This is a genomic window from Tabrizicola flagellatus (assembly GCF_008271465.1).
Lineage (GTDB): Bacteria > Pseudomonadota > Alphaproteobacteria > Rhodobacterales > Rhodobacteraceae > Tabrizicola > Tabrizicola flagellata.
The window spans coordinates 1-17,532 of record NZ_VMDU01000026.1 but is presented as its reverse complement, the minus strand read 5'-3'; the positions used below and the strand labels follow the sequence as shown (position 1 = coordinate 17,532).

At 66.9% G+C, this 17,532-nt stretch carries 16 protein-coding genes; 13 read left to right on the top strand and 3 right to left on the bottom strand.

From position 1 onward, the window contains the following. The 11 genes from FL625_RS17600 to FL625_RS17555 form a co-directional block, all read left to right on the top strand. A partial coding sequence (locus FL625_RS17600; RefSeq protein ID WP_235019488.1) for a phage tail tape measure C-terminal domain-containing protein occupies positions 1 to 2,441 on the top strand: 2,441 nt, incomplete at its 5' end. 9 nt (positions 2,442 to 2,450) lie between these two features. Next, positions 2,451 to 3,077: a DUF2460 domain-containing protein gene (locus tag FL625_RS17595; RefSeq protein ID WP_149589977.1), complete on the top strand. Its 627-nt coding sequence runs from the start codon at positions 2,451 to 2,453 to the stop codon at positions 3,075 to 3,077. Then, complete coding sequence (locus FL625_RS17590; RefSeq protein ID WP_149589976.1) at positions 3,074 to 3,424, top strand: hypothetical protein; 351 nt, start codon at positions 3,074 to 3,076, stop codon at positions 3,422 to 3,424. The genes FL625_RS17595 and FL625_RS17590 overlap by 4 nt, the downstream gene beginning before the upstream one ends. Beyond that, a complete protein-coding gene (locus FL625_RS18530; RefSeq protein WP_268815795.1) occupies positions 3,417 to 3,548 on the top strand; it encodes a hypothetical protein in 132 nt (43 codons plus the stop codon). Before FL625_RS17590 ends, FL625_RS18530 begins: the two co-directional genes overlap by 8 nt. A 4-nt stretch (positions 3,549 to 3,552) precedes the next feature. Then, positions 3,553 to 4,212, top strand: a complete 660-nt coding sequence (locus FL625_RS17585; RefSeq protein WP_149589975.1) for a lysozyme — start codon at positions 3,553 to 3,555, stop codon at positions 4,210 to 4,212. Positions 4,213 to 4,216: 4 nt separating this feature from the next. Beyond that, a complete protein-coding gene (locus FL625_RS17580; RefSeq protein WP_149589974.1) occupies positions 4,217 to 4,447 on the top strand; it encodes a hypothetical protein in 231 nt (76 codons plus the stop codon). Beyond that, entirely contained in the window at positions 4,440 to 4,535 is a 96-nt protein-coding gene (locus tag FL625_RS18625; protein WP_149589973.1) for a DUF3789 domain-containing protein, read from the top strand. The genes FL625_RS17580 and FL625_RS18625 overlap by 8 nt, the downstream gene beginning before the upstream one ends. Next, on the top strand, positions 4,532 to 5,416 hold the full coding sequence (locus FL625_RS17570; protein ID WP_149589972.1) for a phage/gene transfer agent baseplate hub protein: 885 nt from the start codon (positions 4,532 to 4,534) through the stop codon (positions 5,414 to 5,416). Before FL625_RS18625 ends, FL625_RS17570 begins: the two co-directional genes overlap by 4 nt. After that, positions 5,413 to 5,859: an NlpC/P60 family protein gene (locus FL625_RS17565; RefSeq protein ID WP_149589971.1), complete on the top strand. Its 447-nt coding sequence runs from the start codon at positions 5,413 to 5,415 to the stop codon at positions 5,857 to 5,859. Before FL625_RS17570 ends, FL625_RS17565 begins: the two co-directional genes overlap by 4 nt. Before the next feature lie 34 nt (positions 5,860 to 5,893). Further along, positions 5,894 to 9,868 carry a baseplate multidomain protein megatron gene (locus tag FL625_RS17560; protein ID WP_149589970.1) on the top strand — a complete coding sequence of 1,325 codons (3,975 nt, stop codon included), beginning with the start codon at positions 5,894 to 5,896 and terminating at the stop codon, positions 9,866 to 9,868. Positions 9,869 to 9,889: 21 nt separating this feature from the next. Beyond that, the gene (locus FL625_RS17555; RefSeq protein WP_149589969.1) at positions 9,890 to 11,812 is read left to right on the top strand and encodes a DUF2793 domain-containing protein; all 1,923 of its coding nucleotides are present in this window, start codon (positions 9,890 to 9,892) and stop codon (positions 11,810 to 11,812) included. Positions 11,813 to 12,034: 222 nt separating this feature from the next. Here the strand turns inward: FL625_RS17555 and FL625_RS17550 are convergent, their stop codons facing one another. The 3 genes from FL625_RS17550 to FL625_RS17540 are packed head-to-tail and all read right to left on the bottom strand — an operon-like array spanning position 12,035 to position 15,431. Beyond that, the gene (locus FL625_RS17550; RefSeq protein ID WP_149589968.1) at positions 12,035 to 12,970 is read right to left on the bottom strand and encodes a plasmid partitioning protein RepB C-terminal domain-containing protein; all 936 of its coding nucleotides are present in this window, start codon (positions 12,968 to 12,970) and stop codon (positions 12,035 to 12,037) included. Beyond that, a complete protein-coding gene (locus FL625_RS17545) occupies positions 12,967 to 13,857 on the bottom strand; it encodes a ParB/RepB/Spo0J family partition protein (protein ID WP_200833985.1) in 891 nt (296 codons plus the stop codon). Before FL625_RS17545 ends, FL625_RS17550 begins: the two co-directional genes overlap by 4 nt. Beyond that, complete coding sequence (locus FL625_RS17540; protein ID WP_200833984.1) at positions 13,854 to 15,431, bottom strand: recombinase family protein; 1,578 nt, start codon at positions 15,429 to 15,431, stop codon at positions 13,854 to 13,856. The genes FL625_RS17545 and FL625_RS17540 overlap by 4 nt, the downstream gene beginning before the upstream one ends. A 126-nt stretch (positions 15,432 to 15,557) precedes the next feature. Between FL625_RS17540 and FL625_RS17535 the strand changes: the two genes are divergently transcribed. Together FL625_RS17535 and FL625_RS17530 are read left to right on the top strand one after the other, a co-directional pair. Continuing rightward, the gene (locus tag FL625_RS17535; RefSeq protein WP_149589966.1) at positions 15,558 to 15,938 is read left to right on the top strand and encodes an XRE family transcriptional regulator; all 381 of its coding nucleotides are present in this window, start codon (positions 15,558 to 15,560) and stop codon (positions 15,936 to 15,938) included. A gap of 289 nt (positions 15,939 to 16,227) precedes the next feature. Further along, entirely contained in the window at positions 16,228 to 17,361 is a 1,134-nt protein-coding gene (locus tag FL625_RS17530; protein ID WP_149589965.1) for a Fic family protein, read from the top strand. Positions 17,362 to 17,532: the final 171 nt, after the last annotated feature.

Here is a 17,532-nt window from a genome sequence, read left to right as displayed (position 1 = left end):
ATCCACACAAGAAGGTCTCCGTCCGCCTCGTGGCGGAGGGCGGACGACGCGTGCGCGCCGAACTGGAGGGCATCGGGGATGCCGGGGCCCGTGGCTTCGGCCGTCTATCCTCCGAGATGGAACTGGGCAACGCGCGGCTGGCGAGCTTCGCGCGCCGCGCCGGGATCGCGCTGGCGGCTGTCGCTGCGGCTGCTGCGGCGGCCGGGCTGGCGATGGTGCGCTCGGGGCTCGCCAACATCGACGCGCAGGCCAAGCTCGCCCAGTCGATGCGGACGACCGTCGAGAGCATCCAGACCCTGACCTGGGCGGGGGAGCTGGCAGGCGTCTCGATGGGCGAGATCGAGCAGGCGACGAAGAAGCTGACCACGCGCCTGTCGGAAGCGGCCAGCGGCTCGGGCGCGGCCGTCGGTGCGCTCAGGCGGCTGAACCTGACCGCCGCCGACCTGCAGGCCCTGCCGCTGGATCAACGCATCGCCGCGATCCAGGATGCCTTGGCCCGCTATGTGCCCGAGGCGGAGCGGGCGGCCGTGGCCTCCGACCTTTTCGGCGACCGGGCAGCGCTCGCCTTCCTGCGGATCGACAGCGCCACGCTGCGCGACGCCGCGCGCGACGTGCAGGACTTCGGCGTGGCGGTCAGCGCGGCGGATGCGGCGCAAATCGAGCGCACGGGCGATGCCATCGCGCGGCTGAGCCTGATCTGGACCGGTCTCGTCAACCGGCTGACGGTGGCCGTCGCCCCGGCGCTGGAAACCATCGCGACCAAGCTCGCCGACATGGCGCGCGCGACCGGCCCCATCGGGCAGGCGATCACGGCGCTCTTCGACAACCTCGGGCGGCTTGCCACCTATGCCGCGACCTTCGCAGCGGTCATGGCCGGGCGCTGGGTGGCTGGCATGGCGGCTGCAGCCCTGTCGGTGCGCGGCCTTGCCACGGCACTAGTCTTTCTGCGCGGTGCCCTGATCCGCACCGGCATCGGCGCGTTGATCGTCGGCGCGGGCGAGCTGGTCTATCAGTTCTCGCAACTGGTGGCCCGGGTCGGCGGCGTGGGTGAGGCGTTTCGCCTGCTGGGCGATCTTGCCCGCGAGGTCTGGTCCCGCATCGGCCTGTCGCTCGACGCCGCGCTGGCGCGGATGGCGGCCGGTTGGGAGGGGCTGAAGGCGGCCGGGCTATCGGCCTTGGAAGGCACCATCGCAGGCGTGGTCAGCTTCGGCGACCGGACAGCTGCAATCTTCCAAGGCGCCTATGACGCCGCGGTGGCGATCTGGGGCAGTCTGCCGGGAGCCATCGGCGACTTCGCCTTCCAGGCGGCAAACGGGCTCATCTCGGGCGTCGAGGCGATGCTGAACGGCGTCGTCACCCGCATCAACAGCTTCATCGAGACCCTGAATGCCGCGCTGGCCCTCCTGCCGGAATGGGCCACCGGCGAAGGTGGTGTCCGGATCGGCATCCTCGATCCGGTGGAACTCGGGCGTATCGGTAATCCCTTCGAGGGCGCAGCAGCAGCCGCAGGGGCTGCGGCGGCGGACGCCTTTTCGGCCGCGCTGTCCCGCACCTATCTCGAGCCGCCCGACCTCGGCCTCGGCGCCATGGCCGACGACGCCCGCGCCCGGGCCGACGGCTATCGAGAGGCCGCAGGCATGCTCGCCGATGCCGCCGGTCGGCCGCTCGCCAGCTGGCAGGCACTGAAGGATGCGGTGACCGGCACGGGGACCGATGCCGAGACCGCTCTGGCGGACGCCGCTGCTGCGGCCGGGGCACTGGGCGACGAACTGGACGAGACCGGCGGGGCGGCAAGTCGCGCCGGTGCGGCCGGACGGCAGGCAGGGGCCGATACTGCCGCCGGAGCCGAGCAGGCTCTGACCGGTTGGCAAGCCGTCACGGCGGCACTGGCCGACTACGCCGCCAAGGCGCGCGACATCGGCGGCGATATCGGTCAGGCACTGGTCGGGGCCTTCACCTCGGCCGAGAACGCCATCGGCGAGTTCGTCAAGACCGGTAAGCTCGACTTCCGCGATCTGGTGACATCCATGATCGCCGATCTTGCGAAGCTGGCCGCGCGCCGCTTCATCCTCGGCCCCATCGCCAACGCCCTTTCCGGCGCGCTGGGCGAGGCGGGTGGCATCTTCGCCAACATCCTGCATGCGGGCGGGATGGTCGGCGCCCCTGGTCCCGGCCGGATGGTCCCAGCGCTGGCCTTCGCGGGTGCGCCCCGCATGCACAGCGGGGGCTGGGCCGGTCTGCGCCCGGACGAGGTGCCCGCGATCCTGCAACGCGGAGAACGGGTCCTGTCGCGCCGGGAGGCAGCGGGTGACGGCCAAGCGGGCGCCTCGACCGTCAATGTCACGATCAACGCCCGCGATGCCGAGAGCTTCCGCCAGTCCCGGACGCAGGTCGCGAGCGACATCGCCCGCGCCGTGTCGCTGGGTCGGCGCGGCATGTGAGGACCGGCCATGGCATTTCACGAGGTCCGGTTTCCGGACAACATCAGCCGCGGGGCACGCGGTGGCCCCGAACGGCGCACCCAGATCGTCGAACTGGCCTCGGGCGCCGAGGAACGTAACGCCAGCTGGGCCAATTCGCGCCGCCGCTACGACGTGGCCTACGGCATCCGCCGCGCCGACGATCTGGCAGCAGTCGTCGCCTTCTTCGAGGCCCGCAATGGCCGCCTCCATGGCTTCCGCTTCAAGGACTGGGCGGACTTCAAGTCCTGTCTGCCCTCGCAGACGCCGGGGCCAACCGATCAACCCATCGGCACCGGCAACGGAGCGGCCACACAGTTCCAGCTCACAAAGCGCTACACCTCCGGCGCGCAGTCCTGGACGCGCGCCATAACAAAGCCGGTCGCTGGGACGGTGACCATCGCACTGAACGGCGCGCCGCAGCCTTCCGGTTGGTCGGTTTCCACCGCGACAGGCTTGGTGGCCTTCACCACCGCTCCGGCCGCAGGCGTCGCCATTACCGCGGGCTTCGAGTTCGACGTGCCCGTCCGCTTCGACACCGACGCCCTCGATGTCACCCTCGACCTCGAACGGCTCGGGTCGATCACCTCGATCCCGCTGCTGGAGATCCGCACATGAACGACGAGACCGGATTTCTGGCGGCGGTGCTGCGCGAGCTTGCGGCCTCGACGGCGGTGATCCTCGCCGCCTGGGGCGCGCTGGGCGGGGCGACCAATGCCCTGACCACGCGGATGCGGCTGCGCGACGCCCTGCGCCACATCCTGCTCGGCGGCCTGATCGCGGCTGGAATGGGCAGCCTGTCGATGGCGCTCGTCACCGCCTGGCTCGCCCTGCCACCGCAGGCGATCCCCGCGGGCGGGGCGGCAGGCTCGGCTGCCTATCTCGTGGGCGTCTTCGGCCCCGCTTTCATCGAACTCGTCCTCGCCCGGCTGCGCGGCGCGCAGGGAGGGGCGGACGATGAATGACCTTTTCCGCCGCGCGCGCGACCTTCGCTGCGAGCCGGGCGATCCCGGTCAGACGTTCCGCCACCGCTTGGGCGTAGGCCTCGCCATCGCCGCCCTGATCCTCCTCCTCTCGCTCCTCAGGTAATCCCATGCACATGACCGACCGGGGCCTCCTGGCCCTCGTCCGGCACGAGGGAATCGTGCCCGGACCCTATCTCGATGTGAATCAGGTCTGGACCTTCGGCATCGGCCATACCGCCGCCGCCGGTCCGCCCGATCCGGCGCAAATGCCCCGCGGCATGCCCGCCGATCTAGATGCGGGGATCCGGGAGGCCTTCAGGGTCTTCCGCGCAGACCTTGCCGCCTACGAGGCCGAGGTGCGCCGCGCGGTAAAGGTGCCGCTCGCCCCGCACGAGTTCGATGCGCTGGTTTCTTTCCACTACAACACCGGCGCCATCGCCAGGGCCACGCTGACCAAGGCCCTCAACGCCGGAAATCGCGTTGCAGCCGCCGACGCGTTTCTGAACTGGCGGCGACCGGCCTCGATCCTCCTGCGCCGCGAGGCCGAGCGCGACCTCTTTCGCCACGGCCGCTATCCCGGCGGGACGATCCCGGTCTGGGCCGTGGACCGCTGGGGCCGTGTGGACTTCTCGCGGCCGATCCGGCGGCTCACCGAGGTCGAGGCGCTGGCCTTGATCCGACCGGTGGCCACACCGGCAACACCCGCTCCGTCACTGCAGCCCGACGCGCCTGACGGTTGGCTCGCCCGGCTGGCCGACCTCTTCACCACACTGATCCGGAGGGTCTGATCCCATGCGCTACATTCGTCCGACCTCGCTCACCTGGTGGGCAGGGCTGCTCGCCTTGGCCACGGGTGCCGCCTCCCTCGCGCTGCCCGCCACCGGTTCGCTGGCCGATCTCGCCCGGCTGATCACGCTCCTGTCCGGTTCGGGCGACGCGTCGCCTGCCGCGCTGATTGCGCTCGGCCTCGGCCTGATCGGCCTGCGCGACCGCCTCGAACGCGGGTTCCGCGGCGATGATTGAGTTTCTCGCAGGCATGGTCGTGGGCGGTGCCATCGGCGTTTTCGTCGCCGCCCTCTGCGCGGCAGCAGCACGGGGAGACCGGCCATGAAGTCCCTCCCGCCCGCGCTGCAGGCCCATCTCGACGACGGCACCACGACGCTCGCCTGGTGCTGGCGGATCGCCCGGGCCGATGGCGTGACCTTCGGCTTCACCGACCACGACCGGACCCTCACCTTCGACGGAACCGAGTTCGAGCCGGAAAGCGGGCTGACCGCTTCCGAGGTGCGCTCGGGCTCAGACCTGTCGGTCGATGCGCAGGACGCGCAAGGCGTGCTGTCGTCGGACCGCATCACCGAGACCGACATCCTCGACGGCCGATGGGACAATGCGGCGGTCGAGGTCTGGCGGGTGAACTGGGCGAGCCCGGCGCAGCGCGTGCTCCTGCGCCGCGGGGCCATCGGCCAGATCCGGCGCGGGCGGCTGGCCTTCGTGGCCGAAGTCCGGTCGCTGGCCCATGTCCTCGGCCAGACGGTCGGGCGGACGTTTCAGGCCAGTTGCGACGCCGCGCTGGGAGATGCGCGCTGCGGCGTGAACCTCGAGGCCCCGGCGTTCAAGGGCAGCGGAACGGTCATCGATGTGCTGCGCGACCGGGCCTTCACCGCTTCCGGCCTCGGCCCCTTCGCGGCAGGCTGGTTTGCCTTCGGGCTGGTGGAATGGTCGAGAGGCGCGAATGCCGGGCGGCGGGTCGAGGTGCTTTCCCATGATCTCGTCGACGGCGTGGCGATCCTGACCCTGCTGGAAGCCCCGGTGCGCCCGATCACGGGAACGGATGCCTTCGTGGTCCGGGCTGGCTGCGACAAGCGGATCGCGACTTGCAGCGCGAAGTTCGCCAATGTGGCCAACTTCCGGGGCTTCCCGCACATCCCGGGGCAAGACGCTGTCCTGCGCTACGCCACCAGGGACGGGGGCCATGAGGGGGCAGTTCTGTGATCGCGGCAGTTTCGACCGCTGATCCCGTGCGCGTCATCGCCGCCGCCCGGTCCTGGCTTGGCACGGCCTACCACGACCAGGCCAGCCTGCGCGGGGTCGGCTGCGACTGCCTCGGCCTCGCGCGCGGCGTCTGGCGCGAGGTGGTCGGGCCGGAGCCGTTCCCCATCCCGCCCTATAGCCGGGACTGGGGCGAGACCGGCCCGCGCGAGGTGCTGGCAGACGGGGCGCGGGCAATGATGTTGGAAGTTGATCCATCCGGGGCCGGGTCCGGCGCACTGGTCCTGTTCCGGATGATGCCCCGCGCCATCGCCAAGCATGTCGGCATCCTGACCGGCCCCGACACCTTCCTTCACGCCTATGAACGTCTGGGCGTGATCGAGGAACCGCTGACACCCGCATGGCGACGCCGCATCGCCTTCGCCTTCCTGTTTCCTGCACGCTGACTCCCCACAACCCTTCGAACCCTGAGTTTTCGCAATGGCCACGCTTGTCCTCGGCGCTGTCGGTTCCGCCATCGGCGGGGCCTTTGGCGGCGCGATCCTCGGCTTTTCCGGGGCCGCCATCGGCGGCTTCATCGGCTCCACCATCGGATCGGTCGTCGACAGCTGGATCGTGTCCTCGCTGGCGCCCGCACAGAAGATCGAGGGCCAGCGCCTCGACAGCTTGCGGATCACCTCGGCCACGGAAGGCGCGATCATCCCGCGCCTCTACGGCCGCATGCGCATCGGCGGCAACATCATCTGGGCCACGGACTTCCGCGAGGAGACGAAGACCACCACGCAGGGCGGCGGCAAGGGCGGGGGCGGCGGCAAGGTCCGGACGACCGAGTATCTGTACTACGCCAGCTTCGCAGTCGCCTTGTGTGAAGGCCCGATCACCGGCATCGGCCGCATCTGGGCCGACGGCAAGCCGCTCGACATGACTGGCATTACCTGGCGCTGGTATCCAGGCGACGAGGCGCAGGGGCCTGACCCGTTCATCGCTGCGAAGATGGGCGCGGCCAACACCCCCGCCTATCGCGGTACGGCCTATGTCGTCTTCGAGGAACTGCCGCTTGCGACCTACGGCAATCGCCTGCCGCAGCTGTCCTTCGAGGTATTCCGGCCGCTCGCGGATCCCGATACCGCCGAGGGGCTGGTCAAGGCCGTGACAATGATCCCGGCCTCGGGAGAGTTCACCTATGCGACGGAGACGATTCGCAAGAGCGCGGGCGGATTCGGCGGCACAACCTCGGCCGAGAACCTGAACGCGCTGCCCGACGAAGCCGACATCGTCGTGGCCCTCGATCGGCTTCAGGCCATGGCACCGGCCGTCGAAAGCGTCAGCCTCGTCGTCGCCTGGTTCGGCAATGACCTGCGCGCGGGCAACTGCACGGTCAAGCCGGGCGTCGAGGTGGCGGCCAAGGTCACCAGCCCCAAGGTCTGGTCCGTGAATGGCGTGGCTCGGGCGAATGCGCATCTGGTCAGCCGCGACGTCAAGGATAGGCCGGTCTATGGCGGCACGCCCGCGGATTTCGCGGTGGTGCAGGCGATCCGCGAGATGAAGGCGCGCGGGCTGCGGGTGACGTTCTATCCCTTCCTCCTGATGGACGTCCCGCCCGGCAACACGCTGCCGAACCCCTATTCCAACAACGCCACCACGCCGGGCCAGCCCAGTTTCCCCTGGCGCGGGCGGATCACCTGTTCCCCGGCTGCAGGCTTTGCCGGGACCGCGGACAAGACCGCCGCCGCGGCGACGCAGGTCTCGGCCTTCTTCGGCGCGGCCACTCCCGCGCAGTTCGTCGTTTCGGGCGACAGCGTCAGCTGGACCGGCCCCTCGGGCGACTGGGGCCTGCGCCGGATGATCCTTCACTACGCCCATCTCTGCGCCGTCGCGGGCGGGGTCGATGCCTTCCTGATCGGGACCGAGATGCGGGGCCTGACCACGATCCGCTCCAGCGCCAGCGCCTATCCTGCTGTCACCGCCTTCAAGGCACTTGCGGCGGACGTGAAGGCGATCCTCGGGCCGGGCACCAAGGTGGGCTACGCCTCGGACTGGTCGGAATACTTCGGCCACCACCCTGCAGATGGGTCGGGCGATGTGTTCTTCCACCTCGACCCGCTCTGGTCCGATGCCAACATCGACTTCATCGGCATCGACAACTACATGCCGCTCTCCGACTGGCGCGACGGCTTCGACCATGCCGATGCCCTTGAGGGCTGGCCCGCCATCCATGACCGGGGCTACCTGCAGGCCAACATCGCCGGCGGCGAGGGCTTCGACTGGTTCTATGCCAGCGCCGCCGACCGGTCGGCCCAGATCCGGACGCCCATCACCGACGGCAGCGCGGGCAAGCCCTGGGTCTTCCGCTACAAGGATCTGCGCGCCTGGTGGTCGAACGCGCATTTCAACCGGCCGGGCGGCGTCGAGAGCGGCACGCCCACCGCATGGGTGCCGCAGTCGAAGCCGGTCTGGTTCACCGAACTGGGTTGCCCCGCCATCGACCGGGGCACGAACCAGCCGAACGTGTTCTTCGACCCGAAGTCGTCCGAGAGCTTCACCCCTTACTTCTCGCGGGGCTGGCGCGACGATGCGATCCAGCGCGCCTATCTCGAGGCCAGTTACCTCTGGTGGGGAACCCCGGCAAACAACCCGACGTCCGCGATCTACGGTGGCCGGATGGTGCATGTCCCCGAATGTGCCGCTTGGACCTGGGATGCGCGGCCCTATCCGTTCTTTCCCGAACTGACCGGCGTCTGGACAGACGGCCCGAACTGGCGGCTTGGGCACTGGCTGACCGGGCGCCTCGGCGCAGTTTCGCTGGCAGCCCTCGTACGCCACCTCTGCCTGCGCGCTGGGCTGGCGGAAGACCTGATCGACGTTTCCGGCCTCTGGGGCGCGGTCGAGGGCTATGTGATCGGCGCGCTGGAAAGCCCGCGCGCATCGATTTCCACGCTGGCCCGCCACTTCGGCTTCGATGCCATCGAGACCGAGGGCGTGATCCGCTTCGTCATGCGTGGCCGCGCCTCGGCTGCGACGCTCACCATCGACGATCTGGTGGCCAGTCGTGAGGGCGAAGCCTTCGAGCTGACGCGCGGCCAGGAGACCGAACTGCCCCAAGCCCTGAAGTGGCAGGTCGCCCGCGCAGACGAGGACTACGACGCAGCGCTGGTCGAGGCCCGCCGCATTACCGTCGACACGACCCGCATCGCTTCCGAGTCCTTCCCCATGGCGATCCCGCCCGAGGAAGCCGAACGCCGCTGCCGCCGCGCGCTGATGGAAGCCTGGATCGGCCGGGAAAGCGCGACCTTCCGTTTGCCGCCCTCGCGCCTTGCCCTCGATCCGGCCGACGTGATCCGGCTCGCCCATGACGGCCGCGAGGTGGAATTCCGGCTCGTCTCGGTCGCCGATGCCGAGGCGCGCGGGATCGAGGCCGTCCGCCAGGACCGGGCCGCCTATGATCTGCCGCCCGGGGATCCCCGACCGGCCTCGCTCGCCAGCCCCGTCGTCTTCGGCACACCCGAGGTGGTGATGCTGGACCTGCCGCAGATTTCGGAGGACCAGCCCGCGCATCGCCCCCTGATCGCCGCCCATACCAGCCCCTGGCCCGGCGAGATCGCGGTCTTCCGCAGCGCCTCGACGGATGGGTTCAACCTCCTGACCACATTCGGCAGTCGGGCCCGGATCGGCACGTTGGCATTTGACTTCTTTCCGGGGCCGACCTCGCGCTTCGATCTGGGCAACGCGCTGGTCGTCGATCTGCTGTCCGGAACGCTGGAAAGCGTGACCGACGTCGCGCTGTTCGGCGGGGCAAATGCGCTGGCGGTCGAGAGCGCCGCTGGCCAGTGGGAAATTGTCCAGGCGGGTGCGGCCGAACTGATCGCCTCGGGCAGGTACCGCTTGACCCGCCTGCTGCGTGGCCAGCGCGGAACAGAGCGCGCGATGGGCAATCCGGCCCCGGCTGGTGCGCGGGTCGTCGTCCTCGATACGACTTTGGCCTCGCTGCCCATCGCCGAGGCTGACCTGGGCTTGCCGTGGAACTGGCGCGTTGGCCCGGCCGCGCGTGCGATCAGTGATGCGAGTTATGCCGCGCTGGGCTTCACCCCGACCGGCAGGGGTCTCGTGCCCTTCGCGCCGGTCCATGTCGAGCAGCCGTGGCGGACAGCGCGCGCACCCGGCGACCTGACCATCCGCTGGACGCGCCGGTCCCGCTCGCTGGTCGCGGATGCCTGGGAACAGGTCGAAGTGCCGATCGCAGAAGACCTCGAGTCCTACGACATGCAGATCCTTGATGGCCCGGCCATCAAGCGCACGCTGACCAGCAGCGCGCCCTCGGTCCTCTACACCGCCGCCCAGCAGACCGCCGATTGGGGCGCGCCGCTCGGACCCGGCCAGACGCTCGCGATCCGCATCTTCCAGCTCTCGAACCGCCTCGGCCGCGGCACGCCCGCCGTGGTCACGCTGCAATTCTGATCCCAACTTACGGGAACCCCGATGTCCGACACCACAACCCATCTGGGCCTGCCCTACCTGCTGGCGGCCCAAGCGCAAAAGCATGTGACGCACAACGAGGCCCTGCGCCTCCTCGACGCCATGGTCCAACTCTCGGTCCTCGACCGAACGCGCACCGCGCCCCCGGCGAGCCCGGCAGACGGCAATCGCCATCTGGTGGCCTCGGGCGCCACCGGCCTTTGGGCCGGGTGGGATCTGAACATCGCCTTCTGGATCGACGGCGCATGGATCCGCCTCGTGCCGCGCACCGGCTGGCTCGTGTGGGTCGCGGCCGAGGGGCGGTTCCTCGTCTGGAGCGGCAGCGCCTGGGAGGTCGTGGGCGAGCCGCGCGACGTGTCGGATGCCGTGTTCAGCCTCGTGAACGACGCCGATCCAACGAAGAAGGCGACCTTTTCGCTCGCGGGGATCAGCACTGGGACGACGCGCAGCTTCACGCTGCCAAACACCTCGTCGGAACTGGCGATCCTCGCGGGGACCCAGACCTTCACCGGCAACAAGACGTTTTCGGGGACGCTGACCGCCTCGGGAACAGTCACTGTTTCGGCCGCTTCCGCCAGCATCGGTACGGCGACGACGACCGCCACCTATGGCATGGGCACCGGGGCCACGACCACGGGTATGACCAAGACCGTGAACATCGGCACCGGCGGTGCGTCCGGGTCCACAACGGTCGTGAACATCGGCTCGGCCGCGGCAGGTGCTGGCGGGACAACGGTGATCAACACGCCGACCGTCACCTTCGCCAATACCGTCACGCAGGTCGGCATGCCGCAGGCGAACCTGACCGCGCAGCTCTTGGGCCTCGGCGGGGCCACGGCGGACAGTTACAACCGGGTTTCGGTCAACACGCCCGCAGTGCTGCTGAACAACGCGGGCGCGGGGATCGAAACGACGGTGAACAAGGTGGCCCCGGCGAACGATGCCGCCTTCGCGTTCAAGACCGGCTTCTCGGCCCGCGCCCTGATCGGCCTCCTTGGCAACGATGACTTCAGCTTCAAGGTCAGCCCGGACGGCTCGGCCTTCTTCGACGCGATCAGGATCGACCGGACCGGCGGCCAGGTGGAACTGCCGCAGCCGACGATCCTGCCGGGACTGGCAGCCGCGCCATCCCCGCCGCCCGCAGGCAAGGCCGCCGTCTATGCCCGCAGCCGCGCCGGGGCACCGTGGATCGACGTCATGCGACCCTCGGGCCGGGACTTCCCGCTCCAGCCGCATTTCGGGGTGAACCGGATCGCGAACTGGGCGCCTTCGACCGGCACGACGATCACCAGCGAAGGCCTGCCGATCACCTCGGTCGGCACCGTCTCGCACCCGACGCTCGCCGCCACCAATCTTGCAGCCTCGATGCGCCGCTGGCGTCTGACCTCGGCGGCCGTGGCGGATTCGGTCGCAGACCAGCGTTCGGCAGGCTGGGCCTGCTGGCGAGGCAATTCCGCAGGCCTCGGTGGCTGGACTTTCGTGACGCGGATTTCGCTGACGACGCTGCAGGCAACTGGTATGGGGTTCTTCGGTCTTTACGGATCGACGGCTGCTCTGGCCACCACCCTGACGCTGTCCGCAGCTATCAACTGCATTGGTATCGGGTTCCAGCGCGGCACCCATGCCAACTGGCAGCTGGTCGCCAATGACGGGACCGGATCACCGACGCTCACCGACATGGGCGCGAGCTTTGCCATTGCCACAGGCGGGGTGCTAACCCTGTTCATAGCCGCGCCCCCGAACGGTTCGTCGGTATGGGTCCGAGCAGTGAACGAGGTCACTGGCGCTGTCTTCGAACAGGAAATCGCCGCCGACCTGCCCGGCGCGACGCAATTCCTGTCGCCGCGGCTGTTCCTGAACACCGGCGCCACCGCCGCCGCCGTCGCCTACGACTGCGCTGGGATATACGTCGAGACGGACTTCTAGGGCGGCGGGCGCATTCGTCCCCCTCAGCGGATGCGCCCGCCCCTTTCAATGGCCGGAAGCCGACCATTGGGCTGGCGAAAACTCGAGCCAGCCTGGCGGGCTCCGAGCGGGTTCGCCGCCATCCCCGCCGCCGCGCTTGATCCGGCCCTCTGTCCAGCGTCTCCTGCGGTCCCCGCGCTTTCGGGTCCGGGTCCCCATCGTCGATAGAAAGCAGTCGGCGAACTAATCGGCCTCACTGCTCCGCGCTTCCGTCGTGGGCGCTGGCTGCGCCAGGCCCGCGACGATCTGCCGAAACTCGGCAAGGATTTCGCCATGGTTTTTGTCGAGGTAGCGGGCGAGACGGTCATTCTGCAGGAGCCGCTCGACATAGCGACCGGCCACCACAAGCCGGAGGTGATCCGGCCCAAGGGTGCCTTCGATCAGCTTGATGTTCTTTTGCAGGTTGGCCATCTCGGTCTTCATCCGATCGGCTTGTTCGCGTGTCACACCTGCAGGTGTCTTCTTTGCAGACGGGTCAACCAGGTCAGCGACGTCAGATGCTGCGAGGATCGCCTCGACATAGGGCACGGTGTAATTGTTCGCGGCGATCATCAGCTCCGCCGCCTGAATTTGCCGCAGGGGCTTCATCTTGCGCAGGGACCGGAAGCTGTTGATCGGGCAGTGCCGGGCCTTCAGCAGTTCGGTGGCCTCCGGACAGATCCCGTTCAGCAAGGTGCGCTTCTGTCGGATCAGAGCGATGTTCACATTCAGCGCTGCCGCGATGCGGGCCTCCGATACGCCGCGCTCGACCGCGCGCAGGATCATCTTATGCTCCTGGATCGTGGCGAGGCGGCTGATGCGCTTGTTGTAAGTGAAGGATTCGTCGTCTGTCGCCACCAGGCAGGTGACGGTCGTCTCGCCCATTTCCTTCAGAACATGCAGCCGAACATGGCCATCGAGAAGGATGAAGCACCCTTCCTGTCCTGCCGCACGGGCGACCACCGGCGGTTCGATCAGCCCGACCTCGCGGATCGACGCGGCGATCTGTCCATACTTCTGGCTCTTGGGCACTGTGGCCGGCAGTTGCTTGACCGGCAGGATCGCTTCGATCTGGATCGTGCGCAGGTTCGCCTCGAATCCCGGGCTCTTCGGAGGAGGCATTTTCTTCATGTGTGTCATGATCTTGGCTCCTGAAGGCCAGCGACGATCATGCGCGGCAAGGAATCGAGCCCCTCGGCACGAAGCAGCGTCAAGAAGTTCTCGTCCTTCAAGAGCGACTGAAATGCCGCATCGAGAAACAGCAGGCTGCTGCGCGTCGACTGCGCCCTGCGGACCATGTCCTGCTGACGCTCGGCCTCGGCGCGATAGGCTTTGACCAGCGCGGCAGATGTCATTCGCGCGCGTGGCTGTTTGTTCCGCGCGCCACCTCGCTGCTTGCCGTGACGGTGGCGCAACTCGACCAGCCGCCGCGCCTCCAGCAATTTCTTTCCGCGCAGTTCACCGGAGGCATAAGCAGCCTCCAGCGCCTTCTGCACGTCCTTCTCCTCGGCCCGCGTGATGTAGAGCGCGACGCTGAGCGGCATCTGCCCGGTTTCGACCGCGATCAGCAGGCGTTCTTCACCATTGGCGATCAACTCGCCGATTTCATGAACATAGGCGAGGGAAAGCCCCGTCTTGTCGGCGATCTGATGGTCCGAATACCCTCGGTCGCGCAGGACGGCGATGTCCTGCAACAGCTCGAGCGGCCGCTGCTGGCGGCGGGCGATATTCTCGATCACACTGCGCAGTAGCCGTTCGACCTCACTTGCCTCTACAACGATGGCCGGGATGTGGGTTTCCCCAAGGGCGACATACGCCTCCATCCGACCCTGACCGCAGACCAGACGATAGGACACTCCCGCCTCTTCATCGACCCGGGCGACGGTGATCGGCTTTTTCAGCCCGACCCTGCCGATACTGTCGACAAGCGCGCGGAAGGTCTTTTCCGAGCGTTCGCGCGGGTTCTCCACCGTGATGGCGGAAATCGGGATGATCTGCACTTCGTCCCGCATCTCGACTTCGCTCACCATGGTGTCACCTCGGCAACCGGAACGCGGCGGGCCATGTCGAAGAAGAAATCCAGCGTTTCAAATCGGAAAGCGTCCAGCATCAGGCCATTCTCCTCGGCAAGCCCCAGGGGTTTTGTTCGCATCTCGAATTGGGGCAGCAGGTAATAGTCGAGCGCGGCGGTGTTCGTTCGGTCCATCCGGATGGCGATGGTGATGTCGGGCACGAGGCCGGTGTCGAAACGGATTTTCCAGCGCAGGCCGCCGGTGGAGGTTTCGCGGCAGCGGGCGACAGCGACGGAGGCGGTGAATTCGCCATTGATCGTCAGCAGGTCAGTCCCCGGATTGCGCGTCACGGTGCCGCCGAGTCGGGTGATCTCGCGGATCACACGCTCCACCTCGTCGCCGTGGAACATCCGCAGCAAGCGGTTCACTTCGATGTAGTGGTAGTCCCGGTCCGGTGTGAAGCCGACGAGGGAATAGGCCCGGATCAGGCTGCCGAACCGGTGGGCATAGGCGCCGCTCGACGGCATGCCGTCGGCCTCGTCAATCACCAGACCGGATATGTAGCCATGGCGCTGGAACAGCCGCGTCAACCGTTCCAACATCTCGTCGTCCGAGAACCGGCGGTTGCGGGCGGCTATGATCGCCTGCACCTTTTGAAACTGTTTCGGCTCAACGATGGCATCGAACGCCCCTTCCGACCGGATCCACATCTCAGGGCCATTCGCGACCCGTTTCTGCTTCAATTTGAAGGAGCGCCGGTTGTAGACGTTGTTGCCGATGTATTTCTCGTTGGTCAGAATCTGATGGACGGTGGCGCGGGTCCAGGCCCGGTCGAGATCGGTCAGTATCCCGCGCTCATTCAGTTCTGCAGCGATTTCGCTTTCCGAACGGCCGTGCTTGAGGAACCGGCTGTATATCCAGCGAACGGTTCTTACCTCGGTCTCAGGCCCAGGCACCAGAATCACCCGGTCTGTCTGCAAGCTCTTGTGCTCACCGCGCTTTAGCTCGGCCTTCACCTCGCCGCGTTCGTCAAGCAGAACCCGGCGAAGGCCAAAGCCCGCCGCACCGCCCTGACGGAAGCCGCGTTCGATCAGGCGGCACTGTCCGATGAAGACCTTGTTGGAAAGTTCCCGGCTGTATTCCCCGGCCATCGCGCGCTTGACGCTCTTGACGATCGTGGCAACCGGGCCGCCGTCATTTTCGAATTGCTCGGCGCAGTATTCGACCTGCTTGTTGGCGCGACGGCAGATATATTCGTAATAGGCGGATTCATCGGCATCCTGAAAACGGCCCCATCGGCTGACGTCATAGACAAGAATCACCTCGAAATCCGCGGTCCCGTCTTGTACATCCTGGATCAGCTGCTGCAGCGCCTCGCGACCCTCGATCCTCAGCCCGCTCTTTCCGGCATCGGCATAGGATCGGACCAATTCAAAGCCGCGTTCCTCCGCGTACTTGCGGATCGCATCCGACTGGTTTTCGGTCGAGTATTTCTGATGGTCCGTGGACATGCGGACATATTCAGCCGCACGACGCCTTGGCGGGGACTTCACCGGTTCTCTCTTTGACGTCGGCTCTCTGCCTGCCATTCCCGTCTCCAGATCAGTTCATGCAGGCGTCTCCGTCTGGTCGGACCCGGGGTATGGACTGGGGCGCAAAATGGAATCTGCCGCTGTGTTGTCTTCTCCACAGGTTTACCGGAAGAGGACGCTGCGATGCGGATCAAGATGGGCACATCTGTGCCGAAAATGGGCACAACTGTGCACCTCGCTGCGGACCAGGCAGCCTATCGCAAGGCCATTGCCGACACCCTGCGCCGCGAACTGGGACCGACGCATCAGGCCATCAAGACGGTGATGCGCTGGACCGCAGTGAGTGAACGGACGGCCAAGTATTGGCTGTCTGGCGACCGCGGGCCGAGCGGAGAGCATCTGATCCGGCTTGCGCAGCATTCCGATGCGGTGTTGATCACCTTCCTGAGCATGGCCGAGCGACTGTCGGAGAAGCCGCGGCAGGACAGATGTGCCGGTTGCCCCGCGCGCGACCTGGTGTTGCAGAACCTCGGACAGGAATGGAAATTGTCCGAGGGTTCCTGACATGCAAAGGAGCGGCCGGACTCAGCCCGACCCAGTCGTTCAAGAAACAGGTCACCATAACGTTCATGCGGAGATTGGACCCTCTATTCCCCGCATGACTTGCGGCGAATGACAGGGGATCCTGCTTTGATACCACTTTTCCGCCTGTCTCTGCCACCAAACCGGGTTGACGGCAGACTACTGGCGACAACAACCCTTGATGTCAGAATAGAGCCATATTCTGTTGCCAAGCGCACTTGTCGTGACTAGATTGGCGTCAAACCTCGTTGATGACAGAATCGGCACAACCATGATCACCAAGCCTTACGATCTTGCGGATGCCGTTACCTATCACACCGGCGGCTTTCCCCCTGGCTCACTCGACTACGAGGTGCTTCTCGGACCGCTCGAAGAGGCTGCGGCCTCCCTCGCGCGGTACGATGCCAAGATGTCGGGCATGGTGAACAGTGAGCTGTTCCTTGCCCCCCTGCGTCGCCAGGATGCAGTCACCTCGTCCCGGATGGAGGGGACGATCTCGACCATCGAAGAGCTGTACCGCCTTGAAGCCGAAGAAGACGCGGGCAGCGCCGACCCTTATCGGGAAGCGCGCAATGACGACGTCGAGACCTACCTCTACTCCCGCGCGCTACGGAATGCTCAACAGGCGCTTGCCGACGGCGCACCGCTGGGCGAACACCTGATCCGGACCGCCCACCAACAGCTGCTGTCCTTTGGCCGGGGAGCCCGCAAGCGCCCGGGAAGCTACAAGGTTGAGCAGAACTACATCGGGGATGAACGGCGGGGAAGGATCTACTACGTTCCAATCGCCCCGGAGCAGCTGGGCCCGGCGATGGGCGAACTGGTCCGCTACATCAACGAGAGCACGATGCGGCCATTGATCCGCACCGCCATCGCGCATGTCGAATTCGAGGCTCTGCATCCGTTCGAAGACGGTAACGGCCGGATCGGCCGGATGCTGATCACCCTGATGCTGTGGAAACTCGGCGTCCTGCATCAGCCGAACTTTTTCGTTTCGGGTTACTTCGAAGCCCACAAGGACGAGTACATCGAACGGATGCGCGCTGTCTCCGCCACCGGTGACTGGACCGGCTGGGTGGTATTCTTCCTAAAGGCGATGCACGCCCAGGCGACGGTGAACATCCAGACGGCCGACGCGATCTTCCGCCTTCACGGCGAGATGCGGGAACGGTTTCGCGAAGTGCTTAACTCGCAGTTCCACGATCAGGCGCTGGACTTCGTCTTCGCGAGCCCGATCTTCCGCAACGACCGCTTCGTCGAACGCTCGGGGATCCCACCGTCCTCCGCTCGCGCGCTGTCCCGGCGGCTGGTCGAGGCGGGCTTGCTGCGCACCATTGAACCGGCTTCGGGGCGACGCGCGGCGATGTACGCCTTTGATCCGCTGCTTGAACTGTTGAAGGTGTGAAGGTCATGGCCACGATCATCGGGCGCGCGCAGGGGGCCTCGCAAAACGTTGACCAGGTGTTGACAAGAATTTGGAATGCCAAAAGCCGAGTGTTTAGCTCGGCCTTTAAGTCTTTGTGCTCTGACCCCCGAGAGTCATCCAGCTGAAACCAGAGCCGGCGGGTGACAATTG